The organism is Aquimarina intermedia (assembly GCF_008124785.1).
GTDB lineage: Bacteria > Bacteroidota > Bacteroidia > Flavobacteriales > Flavobacteriaceae > Aquimarina > Aquimarina intermedia.
Window position 1 is genome coordinate 255,932 of sequence record NZ_VNHU01000003.1, and the last position, 24,759, is coordinate 280,690.

Annotated in this window: 19 protein-coding genes; 8 read left to right on the plus strand and 11 right to left on the minus strand. The window is 34.7% G+C overall.

The window, feature by feature from the left end:
* The first annotated feature begins 4 nt into the window (after window positions 1-4).
* Both BD809_RS06495 and BD809_RS06500 read left to right on the plus strand, forming a co-directional pair.
* Window positions 5-628: a sugar transferase gene (locus tag BD809_RS06495; RefSeq protein ID WP_148782159.1), complete on the plus strand. Its 624-nt coding sequence runs from the start codon at window positions 5-7 to the stop codon at window positions 626-628.
* Window positions 628-2,370, plus strand: a complete 1,743-nt coding sequence (locus tag BD809_RS06500) for a NeuD/PglB/VioB family sugar acetyltransferase (protein ID WP_148782160.1) — start codon at window positions 628-630, stop codon at window positions 2,368-2,370. The genes BD809_RS06495 and BD809_RS06500 overlap by 1 nt, the downstream gene beginning before the upstream one ends.
* A gap of 33 nt (window positions 2,371-2,403) precedes the next feature.
* Here BD809_RS06500 and BD809_RS06505 read toward each other — a convergent pair whose 3' ends face one another.
* Complete coding sequence (locus tag BD809_RS06505; protein WP_148782161.1) at window positions 2,404-3,354, minus strand: hypothetical protein; 951 nt, start codon at window positions 3,352-3,354, stop codon at window positions 2,404-2,406.
* 2 nt (window positions 3,355-3,356) lie between these two features.
* The gene (locus BD809_RS06510; RefSeq protein WP_317130857.1) at window positions 3,357-4,775 is read right to left on the minus strand and encodes an MBOAT family O-acyltransferase; all 1,419 of its coding nucleotides are present in this window, start codon (window positions 4,773-4,775) and stop codon (window positions 3,357-3,359) included.
* Between the two features lie 586 nt (window positions 4,776-5,361).
* Between BD809_RS06510 and BD809_RS06515 the strand changes: the two genes are divergently transcribed.
* From BD809_RS06515 to BD809_RS06530, 4 genes are all read left to right on the plus strand, one after another.
* A complete protein-coding gene (locus BD809_RS06515) occupies window positions 5,362-6,447 on the plus strand; it encodes a DegT/DnrJ/EryC1/StrS family aminotransferase (protein WP_148782163.1) in 1,086 nt (361 codons plus the stop codon).
* A gap of 44 nt (window positions 6,448-6,491) precedes the next feature.
* The gene (locus BD809_RS06520) at window positions 6,492-8,423 is read left to right on the plus strand and encodes a polysaccharide biosynthesis protein (RefSeq protein ID WP_148782164.1); all 1,932 of its coding nucleotides are present in this window, start codon (window positions 6,492-6,494) and stop codon (window positions 8,421-8,423) included.
* An 82-nt stretch (window positions 8,424-8,505) separates the two neighbouring features.
* Window positions 8,506-9,303 carry a polysaccharide biosynthesis/export family protein gene (locus tag BD809_RS06525; protein WP_148782165.1) on the plus strand — a complete coding sequence of 266 codons (798 nt, stop codon included), beginning with the start codon at window positions 8,506-8,508 and terminating at the stop codon, window positions 9,301-9,303.
* A gap of 10 nt (window positions 9,304-9,313) precedes the next feature.
* Window positions 9,314-11,674 (plus strand): GumC family protein, encoded by a 2,361-nt coding sequence (locus BD809_RS06530; protein WP_148782166.1) that lies wholly within the window; start codon window positions 9,314-9,316, stop codon window positions 11,672-11,674.
* An 11-nt stretch (window positions 11,675-11,685) separates the two neighbouring features.
* Here BD809_RS06530 and BD809_RS06535 read toward each other — a convergent pair whose 3' ends face one another.
* From BD809_RS06535 to BD809_RS06555, 5 genes are all read right to left on the minus strand, one after another.
* On the minus strand, window positions 11,686-12,447 hold the full coding sequence (locus BD809_RS06535; RefSeq protein ID WP_148782167.1) for a tyrosine-protein phosphatase: 762 nt from the start codon (window positions 12,445-12,447) through the stop codon (window positions 11,686-11,688).
* A 122-nt stretch (window positions 12,448-12,569) separates the two neighbouring features.
* Window positions 12,570-13,304 carry a head GIN domain-containing protein gene (locus BD809_RS06540; RefSeq protein WP_148782168.1) on the minus strand — a complete coding sequence of 245 codons (735 nt, stop codon included), beginning with the start codon at window positions 13,302-13,304 and terminating at the stop codon, window positions 12,570-12,572.
* 23 nt (window positions 13,305-13,327) lie between these two features.
* Window positions 13,328-14,434 (minus strand): hypothetical protein, encoded by a 1,107-nt coding sequence (locus BD809_RS06545; protein ID WP_148782169.1) that lies wholly within the window; start codon window positions 14,432-14,434, stop codon window positions 13,328-13,330.
* The gene (locus BD809_RS06550) at window positions 14,415-14,981 is read right to left on the minus strand and encodes a hypothetical protein (protein WP_148782170.1); all 567 of its coding nucleotides are present in this window, start codon (window positions 14,979-14,981) and stop codon (window positions 14,415-14,417) included. The genes BD809_RS06545 and BD809_RS06550 overlap by 20 nt, the downstream gene beginning before the upstream one ends.
* 12 nt (window positions 14,982-14,993) lie before the next feature.
* Entirely contained in the window at window positions 14,994-15,548 is a 555-nt protein-coding gene (locus tag BD809_RS06555; RefSeq protein ID WP_148782171.1) for an RNA polymerase sigma factor, read from the minus strand.
* A gap of 218 nt (window positions 15,549-15,766) precedes the next feature.
* Between BD809_RS06555 and lon the strand changes: the two genes are divergently transcribed.
* Window positions 15,767-18,217 (plus strand): endopeptidase La, encoded by a 2,451-nt coding sequence (gene lon / locus BD809_RS06560; protein WP_148782172.1) that lies wholly within the window; start codon window positions 15,767-15,769, stop codon window positions 18,215-18,217.
* An 84-nt stretch (window positions 18,218-18,301) separates the two neighbouring features.
* On the opposite strand, the gene mreB is transcribed toward lon, so the two are convergent.
* Window positions 18,302-19,339, minus strand: a complete 1,038-nt coding sequence (gene mreB, locus BD809_RS06565) for a rod shape-determining protein (RefSeq protein WP_148782173.1) — start codon at window positions 19,337-19,339, stop codon at window positions 18,302-18,304.
* Window positions 19,340-19,613: 274 nt separating this feature from the next.
* On the opposite strand from mreB, the gene cmk reads away from it, so the two are divergent.
* The gene (gene cmk / locus BD809_RS06570; protein ID WP_148782174.1) at window positions 19,614-20,315 is read left to right on the plus strand and encodes a (d)CMP kinase; all 702 of its coding nucleotides are present in this window, start codon (window positions 19,614-19,616) and stop codon (window positions 20,313-20,315) included.
* Window positions 20,316-20,317: 2 nt separating this feature from the next.
* Here the strand turns inward: cmk and BD809_RS06575 are convergent, their stop codons facing one another.
* The 3 genes from BD809_RS06575 to BD809_RS06585 form a co-directional block, all read right to left on the minus strand.
* Window positions 20,318-20,662, minus strand: coding sequence for a hypothetical protein (locus BD809_RS06575; protein ID WP_148782175.1), 345 nt, complete (start codon window positions 20,660-20,662; stop codon window positions 20,318-20,320).
* 172 nt (window positions 20,663-20,834) lie between these two features.
* Window positions 20,835-24,140, minus strand: a complete 3,306-nt coding sequence (locus BD809_RS06580) for a reprolysin-like metallopeptidase (protein ID WP_148782176.1) — start codon at window positions 24,138-24,140, stop codon at window positions 20,835-20,837.
* A 201-nt stretch (window positions 24,141-24,341) separates the two neighbouring features.
* Complete coding sequence (locus BD809_RS06585; protein ID WP_148782177.1) at window positions 24,342-24,719, minus strand: LysM peptidoglycan-binding domain-containing protein; 378 nt, start codon at window positions 24,717-24,719, stop codon at window positions 24,342-24,344.
* Between the last annotated feature and the right edge of the window lie 40 nt (window positions 24,720-24,759).

Below are 24,759 nucleotides of genomic sequence, written 5' to 3' on the forward strand. Positions count from 1 at the left end.
TTGTATGTATAAAAACTTTTTTAAACGATTATTTGATTTTGTCGCTGCGTTTCTGGGGTTATTACTAATTTCTCCTATTCTTTTAATTAGTATTATCATATTATTCTTTACTAACAACGGAAAACCATTCTTTTATCAAACGAGACCTGGTAAGAACGAAAAACTCTTTAAGATTATAAAACTGAAGAGCATGAATGATAAGAAGGATGAAAATGGTGAGCTACTTCCTTATAAAGAGCGAATAACAGCAATCGGAGCTTTTGTACGAAGGTATTCATTGGATGAGATTCCGCAGCTATTTAATGTTTTAAAAGGAGACATGAGCTTAATTGGGCCGCGTCCTTTGTTAGTCAAGTATCTGCCGCTTTACAACAGTAAACAAAAGCGGCGTCATGAAGTAAAACCAGGAATAACAGGATGGGCTCAGGTTAACGGAAGAAATGCGATTAGCTGGACTCAGAAATTTGATTATGATGTTTGGTATGTAGATAATATATCTTTTAAAACAGACTTAATCATTTTAATTAAAACAATTAAAAAAGTAGTGCTTAAAGAAGGCGTTAACAGTCAAGCAAACCTTAATATGCCGGTTTTTACAGGTAATGAAGAAAATATCAGTAAGATTTAATGGATAAAATTATAGTCATTGGGGCATCTGGGCATGCCAAAGTAATAGTTGAGGCAATAGAGCTGCAAAATGAATATGAAATTTGTGGATTCATAGATTCTTACAAAACGAAGGGTAAAAATGTTCTCAACTATGAAATCTTGGGAGCAGAAGAATGCATTCCGGAGTTAGTTGCCAAAGGTGTGACCAAAGGGGTTATCGCAATAGGAGATAATTATACCCGTTATGTGATGGAACAAAAAATCAGGAAGCTAAGTTCCGAATTTGAATTTATTACAGTAATTCATCCATCTGCCCGGGTAAGTAAATATGCCAAAATAGGACGTGGCACTGTAATTTTGACCTCTGCAAATATAAATGCCGATGCTACGATTGGTGATTTTTGTATTTTGAATACAAACTCAAATCTAGGACATGATGGTATAATGAAAGATTTTTCAAGCATCGCTCCGGCAGTAACCATAGGAGGTACTGTGGTGATAGGTGAATTTTCAGCGATTTCAATAGGAGCTACTGTTTTACAAAATTTAACAATAGGAGATCATGTTGTGATTGGAGCAGGAGCGCTTGTGACACGTAATGTGGATGCTTTTGTAACATCCTATGGAATACCGGCCAAGACTATAAAGAAACGAGAAATAGGAGAAGCGTATCTTAAGAGTGCTCCTAAGATTTCTTTTTCAGTACGCCATGTACGTGGAGAAAAAGATTTGGTAGGTTACAAAAAATTACTTCAAGATTTAAATAACTCGAATCCTTTTTATAAGGTCGAGTTATTAGATACTTCTAATATGAATAAGCATCCGTTATGCTACTTTGTATTAGAAGAAAATAGTATTCCAATAATAGCCATGCCCTTTTACGCAAGATCTATCAACACGGCATTAGGAGATTCTTATAAGGATGTAATATCCCCTTATGGTTATAGCGGACCGTTATTCAATACAGAGCTTATTAACCCTCAGCTGATCAAACGTTTTTGGAAGCATGTTGATACATGGTACAAAGAGAATAATATAGTCAGCGAGTTTATTCGCTTTAGTCTCAACGAAAATCACCTGCATTATTCTGGTAAGCTAATACCAAGTCTTAAAAATGTTAGAGGAAAGATTATAGAAAAAAGTCTACAATGGAAAGAGCATAAATCTAAAGTACGTAATAATTATAGAAAAGCACTACAAGAAGAGCTGACTCTAGAAGTATATGATAATGAAATTTCAGATGAAATTATTGAAGATTTTTATAGTATTTATATACAAACAATGCATCGTAACAATGCGCACGATCAATATTTTCATTACATAGATTATTTTAAGAATTTTATTAATAACAATCCGGAGAGTGTTGTGATAGCTATGGTTTACAAAGAAGGTAATCCGATCTCAACAGAATTAATATTAAAAGATGAAGACACGTTGTATTCTTATTTGGGAGGTACGTTGTCTGATTATTTCTATACCCGACCCAATGATTTTTTAAAAATTGAAGTTATTAAGTGGGCTAGAAATAATAATTATAAATTTTACGTGCTTGGTGGAGGTAGAGAAGATAATGATGGCTTATATAAATATAAAAAATACTTCTTTCCCAATGACGAAGATGTAGTCTATTATACAGGAAGGAAAATAGTCAATCAAGAAGTATATGATAAGATTTTATCAGAAAAACTTGAAGCCAACGAAATTCATCCCGAAAACTATGATAAGAAAGTATATTTTCCACAATATCGTAAGAAAGAGTAACTGACAAACACAAATTTTTAGATAGGGATAATCTCAATATGTTCTAAGATGAGAAACAATTTCTTTAGCAATCAATGTTCGTCCGTAATTATTCCAATGTCTGTCATAAATAAGATTTTTTGGTCTTGGACTTGCTTGAAAACGCTTATAAAAATCAATGTATTTAAATCCATTTTGATCTAGATACTTCAGGAAGATGTTACTAGTTTCCTTTGAATTCAATAATAAAACAAAACGCTGCTTATCATAACCATAGGTCGCAACTAATTGTTTAAAATTGTTTAAATACTCTTGCTCGGTATTCGTTTTATTCGAAGGGCTCTTTTTTGAACCTTTTCGATTTTGTGAATTAAAAATGGTGTTTTTCAATTTAGCAATAAATAATTTTGGGGGATCTAAGAGGCCAATGCTTTTTGCATATACTAGTAACTTACTTTTTTTCAAAGCTTTGTTTAAAGGAGATTCTAATGCTAAGCGTTCGCTTAATATGCTGTATTCTCCACGGGTCAGATCATTCGAAAACTTAATACCAAAAATAACATGATCAATTTTATCAAATTGATCTTTATAAGCATGTACCAGATGCAATTGATCAGCCATATCATAACCAGCATAGCCATACTCGTACACCTCTACATCTTCTAGCAAGTTTTCAATTTTTTTTCCGATGGAGTTATAATAATTTTGATGAAAACCTTCTATAAATGAATCTCCTACGAGTGCTATTTCTTTTTTATCATACGTGGGATTAAATTCTCGATACGAATTATAACCTGATTGATTAATATTGTATTCTGAAAAATTTTGCCTTCTATTTCCGGTAACGGCAAAACCATTTTGATTTGGCATCCATTTTTCAACATTATATTGGTCAACATAACGCGTAGGGGTATCTTTTCCCAGATGAAACACTCGAACAAGAAGCTCTAGCATGATAAGAATCAAGAATCCGTAAATTATTAAGTTTAAAAATAACTTTTTCATATCTAAAATTGAAAATATATAAACGACCTATCCACTTGATCATCATAAAATAATAGCATTGCGAGAATGATTATAGAATATAATAAAAATCTAACAATTTTTGATTTAAATTTGAATGGCGACCGTTCATCTCTTCTGATGCTAAACTCGTACACTGTAAAGATCGATAAGAGAATCAAATAATCAATCATACGATACCCTTGTGGATGTGAATAAGCCTCCCATGAAAAATGAGTACAGATCTGTTTCAAGTACAAATAGGCATCAGTTATGGATTCAGATCTAAAGAATACTCTCGAAAAAGTAATAAGGGTAAAAGTGAACACTATTTGTGCTACTTCCTTTAAACTAGGTAACCAACTGTTTTCTGCGACTACGGTATCCATATAGATTCGATTGCGACCCATTAAAAATACCGGAATATAGAAAAGAGCGTGTATACCACCCCAGACTATAAAAGTCCAATTCGCTCCATGCCAGAAACCACTCACCAAAAATATTATGCATATGTTTCGTACAGATTTCAGTTTGCTAACACGACTGCCTCCCAATGGGATATATAGATAATGCCGAAACCAAGTAGATAAGGATATATGCCAACGTTGCCAATATTCAGCAACATTACGTGAGAAGTTTGGAAACTTAAAATTAGACATCAACTCTATACCAAAGAGTTTTGCTGTACCAATGGCGATATCCGAATATCCGCTAAAATCACCATATACTTGAAAACTAAATAATGTCACTCCCATAAGTAGCGTTGACGCAGAATAATCACCATAATTAGCAAAAATATCATCTACGATAGGAGCAATCGAATCAGCGACTACTATCTTTTTAAACAGCCCCCATAAAATCAGTTTTAAACCTTGCTTGCATTGCTCATAATTAAAAATTCGCGAGTTGGTAATTTGTGAGAGTAAGTTGGACGCTCGTTCAATGGGGCCGGCAACTAGTTGCGGAAAAAAGCCTACAAAAGTTGCAAAATCAATCAAATTAGTCGTTGGTTTCAATCTACCATAATAAATATCCAACGAGTAGGACATGGTTTGAAAGGTGTAAAAAGAAATACCCACAGGTAGAATAAGTTGTAATGTATAGGTATTGTTAACGGTATAACCTGAAAGCTCCATCAAATCAACCCAGGAATCAATGAAAAAATTGTAATATTTAAAGAAACCTAATAAACCAAGATTGAAAAGAATACTTACACCAAGCCATATTTTTTTAATGTTGACTTTCTCAGTAGTATAAATTTTATTACCGGCTATAAAATCTACAAGTGTACTGCCAAGTATTAGAAAGAGAAACCGCCAATCCCATAATCCATAAAAAAAGTAACTGGCAAATAATAAGAATAGGTTCTGTGATGTAAGCTTATTTTTAAAAAGTACCCAATAGGTGAGAAATACTAGGGGCAAAAAAATAAAATAGTCCAAAGAATTAAATAACATAGGGCAACTTAAATAAATTTTATCATACTAGTATAATAAGATGAGTGAGTAAAAAAGGGGTAAAACACTCGATTAATGCCGCTAATATCCCTGTTAAAATTTAAGAATTATGTTATAGTATTGCTAAAACTTAACATAATGGGTTTGTTTAATATTTAACAGGAAAGTTGTCTTACAAATACTAAAGAATATTCTTACTAAAATATGTTAAATAAACTAAGGTATTCTTATTTTTTGTTAAAGAATTTAAGAATTACTACTGCTTTTAAGGAATTCTTAAGTTAAAATTGGATTTTATTTAAGCAAAAAGTATCGGTATAATTGGATGATTTGAAAGAGTTTAGTAGTTGAACCTCGATTTTAAGTATTGTATCTAAAAGTTGAATTTTTAGGATGTTATTTCGTGAATCTACTATACTTTAGCTACACCAAAACAAGGTAAACAAATAAAAAATCAGTGGTGCTACCCCTCTTTTCTTAGCTGATTTTACAGGACAACTGAGAGAAACTTTTTTAGGGAACACTTTTTATACGCTATGTAATTAGGAATTATATGAATGCAGTTGATTCAAAAAAAATTTGGCTATCCTCACCACATATGGGAGGGAAGGAGCAATATTATATCGAGAAAGCTTTCGAAAGCAATTGGATAGCACCTTTAGGACCAAATGTAAATGGATTTGAGACGGATCTTGAGCAGTACTTAAAGAACGATAGTAATGTAGCAGCTCTAAGTTCTGGAACCGCAGCTTTGCATCTTGGTCTAAAACTATTGGGAGTTACCAGGGGAGATGAGGTGCTGTGTCAGAGTATGACGTTTTCAGCCTCTGCGAACCCTATTGTTTATCTCGGTGCAGAACCAGTTTTTGTAGATAGTGAAAAGACTTCTTGGAATATGTGTCCCGAGCAATTAGAGATTGCTATAAAAGATAGAATATCAAAGGGTAAAAAACCTAAAGCGATTGTAGCGGTGCATCTTTATGGGATGCCTTATAATGTAGAAGCTATCCAAAAAATATCATTGCGGTACGATATTCCTGTATTAGAAGATAGTGCAGAGGCTTTAGGAAGTTCGTATTTCGGTGTAAATTGTGGAACTTTCGGTGATATAGCAATTCTATCGTTCAACGGAAATAAGATTATTACCACTTCTGGAGGAGGTGCGTTAGTAGCCAAAGCTAAAAAATTTAAAGAAAAAGCAATATTTCTTGCAACTCAAGCCAGAGATGAAGCCCCTCACTATCAGCATTCTGAGATAGGCTATAATTATCGCATGAGTAATATAACTGCCGGAATTGGTCGGGGTCAAATGGAAGTGCTAGATGCACATGTAGCTTTGAGAAGAAAAAACTTTGAAACCTATGTAAGTGAGTTGAATGATTTGGATGGTTTAAATTTTTTGAACGAACCAACCGGATATTATTCTAATCGTTGGTTATCATGTGTAGAGACTAATTCTTTTGAAATGAGAGAAGAGATTCGTTTGGGCCTTGCCCAAGAAAATATAGAATCAAGACCCTTATGGAAGCCAATGCATCAACAACCTGTTTTTGCTCATAATAAATCTTATCTAAACGGAATATCAGATACCTTATTCGAAAAAGGTCTTTGTTTGCCAAGCGGTTCAAATTTAGAATAAGAGGAGCTGTATAAAGTCATTTCAATAATTAAAAAAATATTAAGATGATAAAAAAATACATTCTAGAAAATTCACATAAACATGCATCCAAGTGGTTGGTACTGTCTATCGATATACTTTTGACATTATTCAACTTTTTTCTGGCATATGTCATTAGATTCGGGATCACACTTGACATAGACAGTGCAATTTTGGCGGTTCAGATACCGGTTATGGTTGTGTTTTCATTAATAAGTTTTCTTGTTATCGGATCGTATAAAGGAGTAGTCAGACATACCGGTATACGCGATGCATATAATCTCTTTTTGGCAGTAACTATCTTGTTATCGTTAAGTGGAGCACTTATGTTTTCTAGCAGATGGTCTTTGATGCCGGATCTTCTGAATATTCCTGTTTCTATCATATTTATACATTATCTATTAAATATTATTGTATTAACTACTAGTAGATTAGTGTTTAAGTATCTCTATAATTACATCAAATCAAATCTGGATGATACCACGCGTACCATGATTTATGGCGCGGGAGATTCTGGTTTAGTTACGCTCGCGGCAATTAGTAATGAGAGTTATAAATCCGTTCACGTTATTGGTTTTATAGATGATAATCCTCATAAAATAGATAAAACGATTGACGGGACAAAAGTTTTTGCTCCCTCGGCAATCACCGCAGAGTTCATAAAAAAATACAAAGTAAGTGAGATCATCGTATCCATTCCTCATATTGGTAAAAAGAGACTTTCAGAAATAACAGATCAGCTGTTGCCTTTTAATGTAAAGGTGAAGATAGTTCCTGCCGTAAACGACTGGATTGATGGCAAGCTTAATGCTTCTCAAATTAAGCAAATACAAATTGAAGATCTACTGGATCGAGCTCCTATTTCTTTAGAAAATCAAAATATTAAAAGAGAGCTTAAAGACAAAGTTATTATGATTACCGGAGCAGCTGGTTCCATTGGTAGTGAGATTGTAAGACAAGCGTCTTTTTATAATTATAAGCAGTTAATTCTAGTGGATCAGGCAGAATCAGCATTATATGATTTGCAACAAGAACTCTTGAGTAAGGAGGTGACAAATTTTGTTCCGCTCGTAGCTGACATTAGAGATCATCAACGGGTTGAAACAATATTCCAAAAATATAAGCCTAACATGGTTTTTCACGCTGCAGCATATAAACATGTTCCGTTGATGGAAGCTAATCCATGCGAGGCAATCAAGATAAATGTTCTGGGAACCCGAAAATTGGCTGATCTATCCTCAAAGTATGGAGTGGACAAATTTGTATTTGTTTCTACGGATAAAGCGGTGAATCCTACCAATGTAATGGGGGCGACAAAGCGCGTTGCTGAGATGTATATTAAATGTCTTCACAAAACCAGTAAAACAAAATTTATAACAACTCGTTTTGGTAATGTCTTAGGATCGAATGGTTCAGTGATTCCATTATTTAAAAAGCAAATAGAAAACGGCGGACCTCTTACGGTTACTCATAAGGATGTCACGCGTTTTTTTATGACCATTCCAGAGGCTTCACAACTCGTTATTGAAGCGGGTACGATGGGGAACGGTGGAGAAATTTTTATTTTTGACATGGGTGAATCTGTAAAAATATTTGATCTGGCCAAAAAGATGATTCGTCTATCAGGATTAAACTATCCTAATGATATTGATATTGAAATTTCTGGACTACGACCTGGTGAAAAATTATACGAAGAGTTGTTGGCTGATACAGAGAATACATTGCCAACCTATCACAAAAAGATTATGATAAGTAAATTCGACGATCAAGACCCGACGATAATCAAAGATAAAATTGATGATTTATGTATTATGAATCTTCTTAGTCAAGATTATTTAATTGTTGGTAAACTAAAAGAAATAGTTCCCGAGTACATTTCTAAAAACTCTATGTTTGAAACTATCGATCAAACGAATCACCATAAAGACACCACCAAAAGAGAAAAAGTTTTAATTTAATTATAACATTTCAAATCTCAATTCAGATCAATTAAGTGTTAAATTTGTTGATCATAACTCTTATATTTTAAGATTATATTTTATGAAATTCCAATCAATTCTGTTACTTTTAGTAGTAATTACGGCGTTATTTTCGTGTAAAGCTCCTACTGATGTTGTTTATTTTCAAGATACAAAAGACCTAGAACAAATTAAGTCGGATAATTCTTTTACTAGAGTTTTTAAAGTAGATGACATAATAAGTATACTAGTTTCGGCTACCAATATGGAGGCAGCCAGACCATTTAATTTAATGCAAGGTTCTTCACTTAATATAATGAGTGAAGCATCGGATACAACTCCGTCAAATGGCAGTGGCAGTACTGCAGAGCCTACATATTTAATAGATGAACAAGGAAATATTGATTTTCCTGTACTCGGTAAGTTAAAGGTTGCCGGAATGACACGAGTCGAAGTCAAAGAAATGTTACAAGAAAAATTAAAGATCTATATTAAAGATCCTATAGTCAATGTACGTCTCAAAAACTTTAAGATTACAATAATTGGTGAGATTAATCGCCCCGGTTCCTACACCATACCCAACGAACGAGTTACGATAATTGAGGCGCTTGGATTAGCGGGGGATATGACTATTACCGGTAAAAGGACTAATGTGATGGTCATTCGAGAAAATGATGGTGTGAACACGTATCACAGAGTGGATTTAACTTCAAAAAATATTTTTGATTCACCGGTATATTTTTTAGCACAGAACGACGTGTTGTATGTTGAACCGAATAATGCACAACAAAAAAGATCACGAACGAACAGTAATACCTTAGGGATAGTATTGAGTGTAGTTGGTGTAATTCTTACTTCCCTAAATTTAATTATTCGTTAGGCAAATTTTTATGAAATCAAATTCAAAACTGAAGAAGGTAAAGCCTTTATCTACTAATAAAAGTGTGGACTTTAATTTTAGAGAGCAAATCATGCATTATCTGAAAAGATGGTACTGGTTTGCAGTAGGGTTGCTGATATGTTTGGCTCTAGCATACATTTATATTCGCTATACTATTCCAAAATATAACGTATCAGCCAGTATCATGATCTCACAAGATGATAGCATGGGTGAATCTGAACTGGCTGCATTTCAAGATTTAGGACTGCTAGAAAATAAATCGAATAAGATCGAAAATGAAATTCAGATAATTAAGTCAAGAACTTTGATTACGAATGTAGTCAAACGTTTAAAATTAAATGTCCAGTATTTCTCTCAAGGACGCGTACTTGAAACTGAAAATTACCCTGAATCTATTATCGAAATTAGTCTGCTTGCCCCTGATTCAATAATCCAGTCGGCTTCTAAGGTTTTTAAAGTAAAAATAGTTTCCAATACTAAATTTTCTCTTTTAGGAGAAGGAGATGAAAAATTAAGTGATCATTCCTTTGGTAACACTATAAAGACTAGTATCGGTGACGTTGTGATTACTCCAAATTTTAAAGAAATTGGTAATAAAAAAGGGGAGACCATTAAGATTCAAATTAGTCCGATAAAATGGATAGCAGAGAGCTATAGAAATGGCCTTGGCATTTTTCCAGTCGGAAAGAATTCTTCTGTAGTTCAAATTTCATTAAATGATCCTGTCAAAGAAAAAGCGATGGATATCATCAATACCTTAATTGATGAGTACAACGAAGCCACAATTAATAATAAGAAACAAACTTCTGCCAGAACAGCTACCTTTATAAATGACAGATTGGACTTAATCTCTGGGGATCTTACTGAGGTAGATGATGAAGCCGCTGGCTACAAGGCTAAATTTGGCTTAACGAATGACATCTCGGCACAAACACAACGTGTGGCTGATAGTGATACGCGTAATTTACAAGAAATCACACAGTTGAGTACACAGTTAAGTTTAATTGAGTCGACTAGAAGTTTTATTTTGAGTCAAGAAGGAAGGTATGATCTGGTACCTGCAAACTTAGGTTTTGATGATCCTAATATTACTAATACAGCTACTCGATATAATACACTAATATCGCAGCGCAATCGATTATTAACTTCATCTAGTGAACAAAATCCGGCGGTTATTAATATTAACCAGCAGATAGATGGTTTACGTCAGGTGTTGATCGAAAGTTTAAATAGTTTAAAAGGAGCGATTAATATTAAGCTTAATAGTTTAAAAACGCAGGACAGGTATTTTAGTGGTAAATTGTATAATGCACCGATTCGTCAGAAAGATCTTAGGGTTATTGAGCGTGAACAAACAATTAAAGAACAGTTATATTTATATCTGTTGCAAAAACGTGAGGAAGCTGAAATAACCAGTCATGTAACTTTATCAAATGCTCAAATTATAGATAGAGCAACTACTATCGGATCGTATCCGGTTTCTCCTAATAAGAAAATGATCTATGTGGGTGCATTATTTATGGGTCTCATGATTCCATTTTTAATCATCTATGTATCAGAGTTATTAAATGTAAAAGTTCGCTCTCGTCAGGATCTCGAAAAGGTTTTAACGATGCCGATACTGGGCTCTATTCCTAGAACAAAAACCAAAGATAAGATTGTAGTTTCTCGTACGAATCGATCTGGAATTGCAGAAGCTTTTAGAATTTTGAGAACCAACCTTGACTTTTTGATGGCAGGTTCTAATAAAAAGAAAGGGAAAGTTATTTTTGTAACTTCTACGATTTCAGGCGAAGGAAAAACACTGGTTTCTTCTAATTTAGCTAAGACCTTAACCATCTCAGGTAAAAAAGTTGCTTTTATAGGTACGGATTTTAGGGATCCTAAATTTCATAACTTTTTAGATCTGCCGAAAGGAAAAGATACAGAAGGTTTTACAAACTTCATTATGAATAAGGACCTTAGCCCGCAAGATGTCATTTACGCTGAAAAGTCTGAAGATCCTATGGACATTTTGCCTCCTGGCGTTATTCCTCCTAATCCGGCAGAGTTACTAATGCAAGATCGCGTCGCAGAAATGTTTGTATATTTACAAAAACACTATGATTACATTATTGTAGATACAGCACCGGTAAGCTTAGTAACCGATACGTTATTGATAGGGCATTATTCTGATCTTAGTATTTTTATTGTCAGAGAAAATTACTCTGATAAAAGAGCATTACAGGTCCCGGAAAACTTCCACAGAGAGAAACGCTTACCGAATATGGCAGTATTGTTAAATGCATCTTTTAATCAGGGAGGGTATGGATATGGTTATGGTTACGGGTACGGTAACCAAGACGCTTAACCCCTAATTGTTTAAGTAAATACACAATTTTTTGATAAAATGGGTTCGATTAAAGCACTTAGCTTTGGTGAGAACCCTTTTTGTATGGTATGCAGATGTTGGTAATTGTGAATATCTGACCCTACAAAATCGATGTAGCCTTTCTTAAGTAGATGTACCGCTACCTTTTGAACTTTTTTGCCATAATGACCGCTCAAAGAAAGTAAGTTTAGCTGAAAGTCAAACCCGGACGTTTTAAGGTCTTCATATTTGGAGAAATCATCATGATAAAAAGCATAACGTTCCGGATGTGCAAGAATCGGTGAATAACCTGCTACTTTTATTTGAAATATCATTTCCGATAAATTAATGGGAGCGCTAAAAGTAGACATCTCGACCAATACGTAAGAGTCGTATAGAGGAAGAATATCTTTAACTTGAATTCTTTTCAAAAATGCATCATCCATCATGTACTCTGCACTAGCCAGTAACGGAATTTTATCTAACTTAAGACTAGCAAGTGCTTCTTGCATAGTCCTTAATTTATCTCGAATTATTGAACTTGTATTCGGCCATACATCCTGCATTACATGTGGAGTAGTAATTATTTTTTCAACTCCCATCTGCTCTAAAGACTCGATTATATATGCCGATTGAGATATGGTTTTTACGCCGTCATCAATACCGGGCAATAAATGAGAATGAATATCTACAAATCCTTCGGGGATTAAATCCTTAAATGGAATATTCTTTTTTTTTAGAAAAAACAATAGGTATGGGTATAAATTAAACATTAAACCTTTTCTGAGAAAATCTCAAAAATCATTATCGCGGTAAATGTAAGTAATATTGTTTTTAAACGAAATTGTCTGAAAGAGAAATCCCAATCAGACAATTCTAAAAAAAATGTTAAGTATTATTGTCGGGTTATATCTCCGGATCCAACCACTTTATTGTCTTCTTTAGAGGGATTCCCTTTGAAAAATATATCTCCCGATCCTGTCACTCGTGCACGAATCGAATTGGTTGCATGTGTTTCAATATCTCCAGATCCGGTCACATTTGCATGGACCTGTTTGGCAATCAATTGGTAAGCGGATATATCTCCAGACCCTGAGACATTTATGTCTAATTCATTCGTTTTACCTTTTAATTCCAAGTCACCACTTCCAGATACTTGCGCTGAAGTGTTGGTAGCATCAATAACTAATTGAATATCTCCAGATCCTGATATGGCGGTTTTAAAATTAGTCGCTTTTATTGGGTCTTCACTAATTATATCTCCAGAGCCTGAGAGCATAACTTGATTGAGTGTTGCAAAGGGAACGGTTATGGTAATCTCCTTATTTCTTCCGTAGTTTAATGAGTATCCTTTTTTTACATAAATTTTCAATGTATTTTGATTAACTTCTGTTTCAATATAAGGAAGTAGATTGCTTTCACCTTTAAGTTTAAGAGCACCTTCTTTTCCATTAATAAGTAGAACTTTTAAATGTCCACTAACCTTTACAACATCATAATCGGAAGTTGTTCTGCTGATAGTAGTCATGTCTCCATTACCACTTATTCTTTTTGAACTGCCCCACCATTGAGCATTTAGCGTGACTGTAGTGCAAAGACTAATCGTTAAAATTAAAATGATTTTTTTCATGATCGTGTCGATTATTAGTTATGTTACTTTTTAATAAGTTTTATACCCCCGTAGCTGGAATTAATGGTTATAGAATTCCCGCTATTTTTTTGTCTGTAATAGCCTTCATAGATTTTGTCAGAGTTATCACTATTTCTCTTCATCACATTTAAATCCTGATCATTTACCCCTATATTGCCATACGATGTTTTAAGACGGAAGTCAAAGGATGAGTTTTGATTATACCCTATAGTTATACCTACATAATCAGCTTTAATATAGACTGATTTCATCGTGTCTTCTAAAGAATCTATTGTTATAGAACCATAATCAGCATTGATATCTATGAGTTTAGTTATTGCTCCTACCTTAGTATTCAAATAATCCCCATTACCATTAATTATATGTGCCTTATCCACCTTGAGTCCTCCGTAATCGCAAGAATATTCTAAGGTGCCAACATTTCCAAATTTTGATTGCGTGTAATCTGCGTTCAAATTTACACTGTTGACAGTACCTATTTCAAAATCCGAATAATCAGCATTGATAGTTCCCTTCGTCATATATTTTATAGAACTATTCTTGGTGTAATCCATATGAATACTATTTTCTTTACCATGTAATTCCCCAATTATAATTTGCCCATAATCACAGTTAATTGTAGTATTTCCCTTTGTTTTATCTAGTGTAATACTACCATAATCATTGGTGAGATCTAAGGAGTTGGTAACAGGAACTTTGATTGTGTAATTAATTTTCATGTTCAAAGAAGAGGAGGAGCTCCAGGTGTTCGTGAATTTTGACCACCAGGAATTTTGTTCTTGATCAAAAATGGTTTTAGCCGTTACTTGCTTTGCGGTAGCGTTAAAGAGCACAGAAATATTTCTTAATTTTTCATCTACTCTTTCCCTATCGTTACCTGTTACAGTAATTTTTATTTCCATTACAATTCTATTTTCGTCCCATGTAGTTACATCCACATTGCCGTAGGCGTTATCTACTTCTAAAAGAGCATCTTTATCAACAGAAAATTCTTTGCGTAATGATTTTTCTTTGGAGTGCTTAGATTTTATATCCTCGGCCAGATTATTAAATGAGAGCAAAGGCAAAACAACCAGGAGCCATATTATTTTAAAGTATATTGTTTTCATTGGAGTAATTTTTATTTAATTTATTTTGTTGTAATGTTTCCAGAACATTTTCCAACAAAGTTGCTCTTTGTTGGAAATTTTCAATCATAGCACTAATTACACGTGTGTCATTGTTACTTATGACTAAATCTTGTTTTAATTTTTGATAATCAATATCTAATTTATCAAGTTGGTTCATCGCGTCGTTCACCAACTCCTTATCAGCGATAGTAGCTGTCTTTTTTATTTCTTTTAATTTGAATGCTATGGTACTTGCAAAAAAACTTTGTGTAGTATACATTTCATCAGACACACTGGCTAACTCTCTTTTTGATTCATCCCTGTTTTGAAATATAAATAAGGATGAGATTAAAAGTAATGCGATAGCTGCAGCAATAGATAAAGGTTTAAACCAATTAATAGTGTTGTTTTTATCCTGCTTTAAAGTAGCACCGGGGATAGCAGACAAACGTCTTGAAAAATTTTCAAAATGAGTGTCGGATGGTTCATAGATATCAACATTATCCCTTATCTTTTCAAAAAAATCTTCCAATTTATCTTGCTTCATAGTCCTAAGATGTTAATGAGTAATTAATATTTTTCTTTTCAAACTTTGTTTTGCTCTTGATACTAGTGTGCGACAATTAGAATATGAAATATTCATAATTTTGGCAATTTCATCATAGTCATACCCCTCAATCAGATATAAAGATAAAATAGTTGAGTAGCTTGTTTTGAGTTGCTTTAACGATTCTAATACGCTATTCACTTTAAGGTTTGACATTTCATCAGCAGACATCTCATAAGTATCATCTGAAACCTTATAGTCCACTGCTTCTAAAGCAACTTCTTCATATTTGTTATTTTTCTTTAGCGCTGTTAAACTAGCATTTACCACAATTCTTTTGAGCCAAGCGACAAACATACTATCGCTTTCTAAAGAAGATAATTTGGTGAAGGCTGTTAAAAACGCATCTTGCATGATATCTTCTGCCTCGGCCTGATTTTTTACAATTCGATACGAGGTATTAAACATCGCTTTATAGAATCGATTGTATATTTCTAGCTGCGCATTACGATCGTGATTGCGACATTTAGCAATCAACACCTCTGTATTTTCTTTGGTTAGTATCAATTAAATTGTTTTGTCTTTTATAAAGATACCTCAAAGCTAGATTTGTTACACTTTATCAAAGTTTTTTTTAAAAAAATGGCATAACAATTGACCTAGTATTTATAAAAAATATTGTGAAGCCTTATTATATAGGGTGTTTGACAAGTTTTGAGAAGATAATTAGAAACTATAAATAATGTCATTTTTACTTAGTGACAAAATGGCTTTGATATATACATATGACGAAAACCAAATTTACTACGCTTGACAGTTTGTCATTACAAGGAATAGATGAAGATGCAGAGTTGATCCCTTTAATGACTCCTGAAGACGAAGAAGAAATTAATAATGAAGAACTTCCTGAAGTTCTACCCATTTTACCTTTACGTAATACGGTACTTTTTCCTGGAGTTGTGATTCCTATCACAGCAGGAAGAGATAAATCAATTAAATTACTGGACGATGCTAATTTAGGTAATAAGACTATTGGAGTAGTGTCCCAAAAGGAAGAAGAAATAGAAAATCCGACTTCAAACGATATTAATCAAGTAGGAGTTGTTGCCCGAATTTTAAGAGTTTTAAAAATGCCTGACGGCAATACCACAGTAATTCTGCAAGGTAAAAAACGATTTGAAATTTCTGATATATTACAGGAAGAACCGTACATTAAAGCAAAGATTACAGCGGTTCCTGAAGCCCGACCCGCCAAAGAAAGTAAAGAGTTTGGAGCAATCATTGAGTCGATTAAAGAATTGGCTTTAGAAATTATTAAAGAAAGTCCTAACATCCCGTCAGAAGCTTCATTTGCTATCAAAAATATAGAGAGTAACTCGTTCTTAATCAATTTTGTATCTAGTAATCTTAATCTCCCGATCGGGGAAAAGCAGAAAATTTTAGAAATTAATGATCTGAAGGATCGAGCATTGTCTGCTCTAAAATATATGAATGTTGAATTCCAGAAGCTTGAATTACGTAATGATATTCAAAGCAAGGTTCAACATGACATGAGCAAGCAGCAAAGAGAATATTTCTTGCACCAGCAAATGAAAACTATTCAAGAAGAGCTTGGTGGGGTATCTCATGAAGATGAGATTGAAGAAATGAAGACGCGTAGTAAGGATAAAAAGTGGAGTAAAAAAGTTAAGGAGCACTTTGAGAAAGAACTTTCCAAAATGCGCAGGATGAACCCTCAGGTGGCCGAATATTCCATACAGCGTAATTACCTCGATCTCTTTTTGGATCTGCCATGGAACAAATTCTCTAAAGATAAGTTCGATCTCAAGCGTGCAATGAAAATTCTTGACAGAGATCATTACGGACTTGACGAGGTTAAAAAGCGAATTATAGAGTACTTAGCGGTACTTAAACTTCGTAATGATATGAAATCTCCCATTTTGTGTTTATATGGACCTCCGGGAGTTGGTAAAACCTCTTTGGGTAAATCTGTAGCAGAAGCTCTGGGTAGAGAATATGTTCGTATTTCATTAGGTGGTTTACGTGATGAAGCTGAGATCAGAGGGCATAGAAAGACGTATATCGGAGCAATGCCCGGACGAATCATTCAAAGTTTAAAAAAGGCTGGTACAAGTAATCCTGTTTTTGTTTTGGATGAGATTGATAAACTTTCTGCAGGGAATCAAGGGGATCCATCATCGGCATTACTTGAGGTATTAGATCCTGAACAAAATTCAGAATTTCATGATAACTTTTTGGAAATGGGATTTGATCTATCCAAAGTTATGTTCATAGCTACCTCTAATAGTCTAAACACTATTCAGCCTGCCTTGAGAGATCGTATGGAAATTATTAATGTAACCGGATATACGATTGAAGAAAAGGTTGAGATTGCCAAACAGCACTTGTTACCAAAACAATTAGTAGAACATGGTCTTGATAAAAGTCACCTCAAAATTGCTAAGGCGCAATTAGAAAAAATTGTCGAGGGTTACACGCGTGAGTCGGGGGTAAGAGGTCTCGAGAAACAAATTGCTAAAATGGTACGCTACGCTGCCAAGAATATTGCAATGGAAGAGGCATATAACATCAAAGTAACAAATGAGGATATTATTGAAATTTTAGGAGCTCCCAAACTAGAACGTGATAAATATGAAAATAATGATGTAGCTGGAGTCGTAACCGGGTTGGCATGGACAAGTGTTGGAGGGGATATTTTATTTATAGAATCTATTCTTTCTAAAGGTAAAGGAAACCTTACAATTACTGGAAATTTGGGGAAAGTAATGAAGGAATCCGCCACAATTGCGATGGAGTATATAAAAGCCAATGCAGATGAGCTAGGGATAGATCCTACTATTTTTGAAAAATATAATGTGCATATCCATGTACCCGAAGGTGCCACTCCGAAAGATGGCCCAAGTGCAGGTGTTACGATGCTTACATCCTTAGTGTCTTTATTTACGCAACGCAAAGTGAAGAAAAGTCTTGCTATGACTGGAGAGATTACCTTAAGAGGAAAGGTGTTGCCAGTAGGCGGAATTAAGGAAAAGATCCTGGCAGCAAAGCGCGCTAGAATCAAAGAGATTATGCTTTGTGAGGATAATCGACGTGACATCGATGAAATTAAACCTGAATATCTTAAAGGCTTGAAGTTTCATTATGTTAAAGAAATGAGCGAAGTTTTACAAACAGCGCTTACAAAAGAGAAAGTAAAAAATGCTAAGACATTATAATAATTAGCTTACTAGCATCAAAAAAACCGGTTTTAAGTAACCGGTTTTTTGATTCTACCTTTTTTTATTAGATATAATCTATGATTATGACAAAGATTCGACCAATACGGTGTTGTATTGCGTTATATTTTTTACAACCATATCACTACCTTTAACAACTGCTTCTAAGGGATGAATACCTGTACAAACCGGTAAATTTGTAGTTCTTGCCAAACGAGAATCCAGACCTCTAAGCATTGATCCACCACCTGTCAAATAAATTCCACTATCATAAATATCAGCAGATATTTCTGGCGGAATTGTGCTCAAGGTATCTATGATAGCATTCTCAATTTGTTGTATAGATTGATCAATACTTCTTGCAATATCACGATGAGATATTTCGATTTCTTTTGGTTTTCCGCTCAAAACATCCCGACCTCGAACTATTTTTTTTTCGGGAATGGTATCTAAAATCTCGGAAGCTGCACCCACGCTAATTTTGATTTCCTCTGCAGTGCTTTCTCCAATATGTAAATTGTGAAAATCCCGAATGTAGTTGGCTATATTTTCATTAAAGGTATTACCAGCTATTTTTACAGATTGACCACTAATAATTTTGCCCATACATATAACAGCAATTTCTGTGGTGCCACCGCCTATATCGATCACCATAGAACCTTTGGGTTGTAAGACATCAATACCACTACCTATCGCAGCAGCAACAGGTTCATGAATTAACAAAATTTTGTTTGCATTAAGTCTTTTGGCAGATTCCTTTACCGCTCTAATTTCTACATCGGTGCTTCCACATGGAATAGATATTATCATAGTGTAGGAAGAAGTGAAATAGGAGGAATGATGCGTTTTTACCAACTTAAAAAAAGAGGAAAGCATCATTTCAGCAGCTTCAAAATTAGCAATCATTCCATCCTTAAAGGGATAAAGCGTTTTTATGTTTTTATTAATTTTACCTCTCATCAAGCCTGCCTCTTTACCTGCTGCTCGAATTTTTCCGGTTAATTTATCAATTGCAAGTATCGAGGGGTGGGCAACGACTAATTTGCCATTGCATGTAATAAGTGTATTTGAGGTGCCAAGATCTATCGCAACTTTTTCATTTAAAAAATCAAAAAATCCCATACGTTCTAGTAGTTTTGTGGTTAAGTTTCCCTGAATTATTAAAGTTTAAAACTTTAATAATCCATTTCTATAACGTAAAGCGGTAGGGAGATATTGTTACGGGGTGTATAATGCTCTGTATATAAGGTTTTTGTGTATAAATTAGAGAACTGTTGATAAACAAGCTTAATCCTTATAATAATACATACATATTCTTTATATTTTTGTCATAAGATATAAGAGCGGTTAGCTGGGCATACTTACCTGACTAAGGTATACAAACAACAATTTAAGTTTGGAAAAAAAGATAATTATAGCGATTGACGGACACTCGTCCACTGGCAAAAGTACAGTAGCAAAGCAGCTGGCTAAGGCTTTAGGGTATATTTATGTAGACACAGGTGCTATGTATCGTGCGGTTACGCTGTATGCAATGAGAAAATGTTTTATAAACGATTCTCATTTTAATCAAGAAGCGATAGAACGTTATTTACCTTTTATCAATATAAAATTTAAGCTGAATAAAAAAACGGGAATTGCGGAAGTTCTTTTAAACAACGAAAATGTCGAAAATGAAATTCGAAAATTATCTGTTTCTAATAATGTAAGTCAAATTGCAGCTATTTCTCTAGTACGACAAAAATTAGTTCAACAACAAAAATTAATGGGGGCAGAGCGTGGCATTGTAATGGACGGCCGTGATATTGGAACCGTGGTTTTTCCGGACGCTGAATTAAAGATCTTTATGACCGCAACTGCTAAAGATCGTGCAGAACGTCGTTACAAAGAAATTACTGAGCGTGGTGAACAAGTGTCCTATGAGGATGTGCTTAAAAATGTGGTAAATCGTGATCACATAGATAGCACCCGCAAAGATTCTCCCTTACGTAAAGCAGATGATGCAATAACCATCGATAACTCTAATATGACTTTGGATGAGCAATTTCAGAAAATATTGGAACTTGCAAAACAAGCTGCTTCAACAAAAGAAGAGTAAAGCTAGAATTTATTAGCTATAACAGCGTCTTCTTTATAATCAGAACAGACGTAATAAGTTTGAGAAGGTCGTACCCATTCTATCAACCGTTTTGTTTTATCAAGTTCTTCGCTCCACAATATCAGCACTCGATTCAATCGTAGAACTAGATCACCAACCTCTTGATGTTGTGCTATAGATGGATCTGATATTTGGTAAAAATGTTTTTCCTCCACAACTTTGTAAGCTAAACCATCATTCAAAATTATTTGATCACGATATTCATAGATCACTTTAGTGTCGGACAAACACTGCGCAAATTGAATAGCAGGTAGTAAAAGTAAAAGTATAAGTAGTTTTTTCATCATAGAATCAGTATTTGAGCAAAATGCTAAATTACGGTTTTACCGCATGTGTACAAAATTTTATGTTAATTTTTTTATATAAGTTGTTGAAAGAAGGTTTTCTATCAATTATTTAAAATAAAAAAGTGGTTCGACAGTATTCTATCGAACCACTTTTAAAATTATCATTTTTTATTTAATTTTTGACTATCTGATGGTTTGAAACCTTCCCATTTATTGACAAGGTCAAAATGTACGAGCCTGATTCCAATTCTGATACAGCAATTACCTTTGATTCTAAGGCACCTTGACTAATAGTACGACCCAGTAAATCTCTTAAAATGAAATTACCATTGCGTCCATTAGTTGAGATATTCACTGTGTTCTCAAAACGTATAGGATTAGGATATAATCTAATTTTGAAAGCTTCAGTTGTTTCAAAATTATCTATAGATACTCCTCTGGAAGTCCCACCTATGGTAAATGTAGTGCTTTCTGATGCTCCAAAAGCTCCTCCCGAGGCGAGTGTAGTTGTGCCTGAGGTCAATGAATAGGAACCACTTCCGTAAGAACAACATATCCCGTCACCGTAAGAATCATTTATGGTAAACGTATAAGTTCCTGCATCTAAACATTCTGTTAGCGCGATAGTAGATCCATCTGGTTGACTGCCATACGTACCGCCGGATGCAACCACCTGACTTGAAGCATTGGTGATTTGCCAGCTAGTTTCTTCTGGATAATTATCAAGCGTAATACTGAGATTTACATCAGTACAAGATGGAGGATTCACGACATTAGAACTCAGACTAACAGCATCAATTGCTATATCACTTTGCCATGTTGTACCTGAAATACCTACAAAGCGCAGTTGTATAGAGGAACCTATATAGCTGCTTAAATTTACTGTAGCATCTAGCCAACTGTTACCTTGGTTTCCTGATTTGAACCATTCTTGTGACCATGTTGAACCATTATCGTTACTTACTTCAATTGCTAAACTTCCTAAGGAAGCTGCTCCGTACATATGATATTTAAAATTAAAATTGGCAACAGTTAATCCATTTAGATCAAAGCAGCCCGAAGTCAGAATTGCTTTTTTATTAGGATAGCCTGTACCGTTTCCAGAAGCTTCCAGATAAATATAGTACGTACCACTACTAGCAGAAGAAGGTCCTGTATTAGATGAAGGCGTACCATTTGCATCAATTGTCCAGTTGATATTATCTGCGGTTGATTGCGTCCAGGTACCTAAAGTATTTTCAAAACTTTCATTATAAGGATAACTTGTGATGCCTGCTGTACATCCACTTCCTCCTGTACCGGGTAGTGTGTTAAAAGTAGCTGTGTTACTATCTCCTGAAATATTACCAGCTGCATCTTTTGCTCGTACTTTAAAGGAGTAGGCAGTATTAGTGGTCAAACCAGTAACTACATAAGAATTTGTAGTACTTGACGCAAATAGGGAGGTTCCGTTATAAATATCATAGCCTGTCACACCAACATTATCTGTGGAAGCATTCCAATTTAATGTTGCACTTGTCTGAGTAATATTGCTCGCTGCTAAACTCGTAGGAGCGGTAGGTGCTTGTGTGTCACTGGAGCCACCAGTGATGGTAAAGTTAGCATTTGAAATATCAAAAAAGATGTTTCCGGACCCTCGTACCATAATTCTGTTTTGTGTACCTTGAATATTTGGAACCGTAATCGTTTGTGAACCATCATTGGCAACCGCAGTCGCAAGTGTTTGCGTATAGGTATCTCCTCCATCGGTTGACAATAAAATATCTACATTAGCCGTATTAACTCCGTTAGCAGTAGTTCCCGCCACATCCCAAGTAACTGTTTGCGTAGATCCAGCTGACCAACTAACTGCGGTATTTGGTGATGTAAGGAGGAATGGTCCTGCGTTAGCAGTAACATTTACTCTCATATCATCACTATTATTTCCTGCACCACCTACTTTATTATCACGAACTGTCAATCTAAAGTTTAGTGCTCGAGTAACATTTGGCACGGCTTCCCATTGCCAAGATGTAGCTCCAGTCTTAATTGTTGATAATCTAGGTAAATAACGTTGATTAGAGGTAGAGGGGTTATTAGATCTAAAGGAAACACCTGTAGTTCCGTTAACACTTGGATAAGTAGTAGCAGCATTATTTTCGTCAGCCTGCTCCCAGCAATACGTTAGGCTATCACCATTAGCATCAGATGCCTGACCGGTTAATACAAATGGAGTACCTCTTGGAATCGTATAATCAGCACCAGCGTTAACCACCGGAATTGCATTTCCGGTTGCAGTGTTTATTTGACAAGATGTACTTTTTACGTAATTGGTTACCTGTTGTATAGAAAAGAAATGGAAATATGGATCACTGTTTTGCTGCACGTCTGTAGCTCCTGTGATTCCTGCATATCCCATTATTGTTGAACCACTACCAGGCTCAAAATGAGCATTCGTGCTTTCGTTACGAAATGAAAAGGTATGGTTTGCTCCAAACTGATGACCAATCTCGTGAGCAACATAATCGATATCAAAAGCGTCTCCCTGAGGTGTACTTCTAGAAGTAAATCCACTTCCTTTACTTCCATTCACACAAACGCAACCGATACAGCCTGCATTACCATTATCACCTGCTTTTGCAAACAAATGTCCGATATCATAATTTGCCTCTCCGATCACACTTGTCAATGTGGATTGCAATTCACTATTAAAGTTACCTCCATAAGGATCGGTACTTGCATTTGTGTAAACAACATCATCGTTATTTGCGATAAGTACCATGGTTACGGCAAAATCATTTTCAAAAACTCCATTTACACGAGTCATAGTTGCATTGATTGCTGCCATAGCTCCGGCCTTTGTACCTCCGTGAAACTGTGTATATTCACCATTGGTAGAAACAGCCAATCGATAGGTACGTAAGGTACTATCATCAGCATTCCTCGTCATGTTAGAAGCACGTTGTGTAGATTCTTTTTCCTCTACCATACATCTAAGATTATTTAAAGTCGCTGGTTTGTCTTTTCTCTGATATACAGCGTACACACCATTAGCAGTAAACGGCTCTATAAATACGGCATCAGAATTTCCACCTAATCGCATACTTTGCAGACCGTTTGGAGAAATACTAAACCGTATTATTTTACTTTGATCATCCAGGCCCTGACCTGCATATGATTTAATGTTGGGATATTTTGCAGCCAAATCGGGATGCATTACCGGCGCTTCAACGACGCTATACGACTCTAACTCTCCTGTAGCATTAGGGAATTGAACGATTGCTGAAGGTCGATTCGAAGATTTGCCACGTATTGGTAGATCTTGTAACATGGTATTCATCTGTTCAATATCCAGACTGAACAATAAATTTCCTGGTACTTCTTGATTAACTACCTGAGCAGTATTTCTAGAGCTTTGAACTCTGTTCCACGGATTGACTTGGGAAAAACCAATACTTGTAAGGAACAAAATTGTTAAAAAAGATAATTTTGTTTTCATTATTTGTAGATGTTTGTGTTTGTAGACTACAAATATATAAATAAAGCAAGTTAATACTTAATTTATTAGAATATTGTAAGTTAAAATTGAATAATTATATGAAATTCTCAATTTAACTACGGTTTTACCATACTTACTTTAGTTTAGAGCAAAAAAAGACCGCAAATTTCGCGGTCCTTTCATTGTACATTTGTTCCTATATTATATATTAGGAATAATCAACTCTTGATCAGGGTGAATTACGTCCGGATTTTTGAGAATCGAACGATTTGCCTCAAAAATAGCCGTATATTTCATCGGATCCTTATAATAATGCTTTGCAATTTTACTTAAGGACTCTCCTTTTTTTACGGTATGTTTATGATAGATAGAGGAGTCAGCTACTTTTATGTCAGCTTGTATGTCTGATGGGTTTTCGCCTCCAATTTGTTTTATTTTATCCCAAAGTATATTTTTTTCGTACTGTGTTTGAGTGGTTCCGTTAATTTTTAGAACTCCATTTTCTTCTTGTACATCGCCATTTTGAACATTTAGTTGCTCTCCCAAGTCTAAAACTTCTTGATATTTAGATTTAACCATTTTTATAAATTTAGCGTTAATAGTAGTATTCATTCAAATA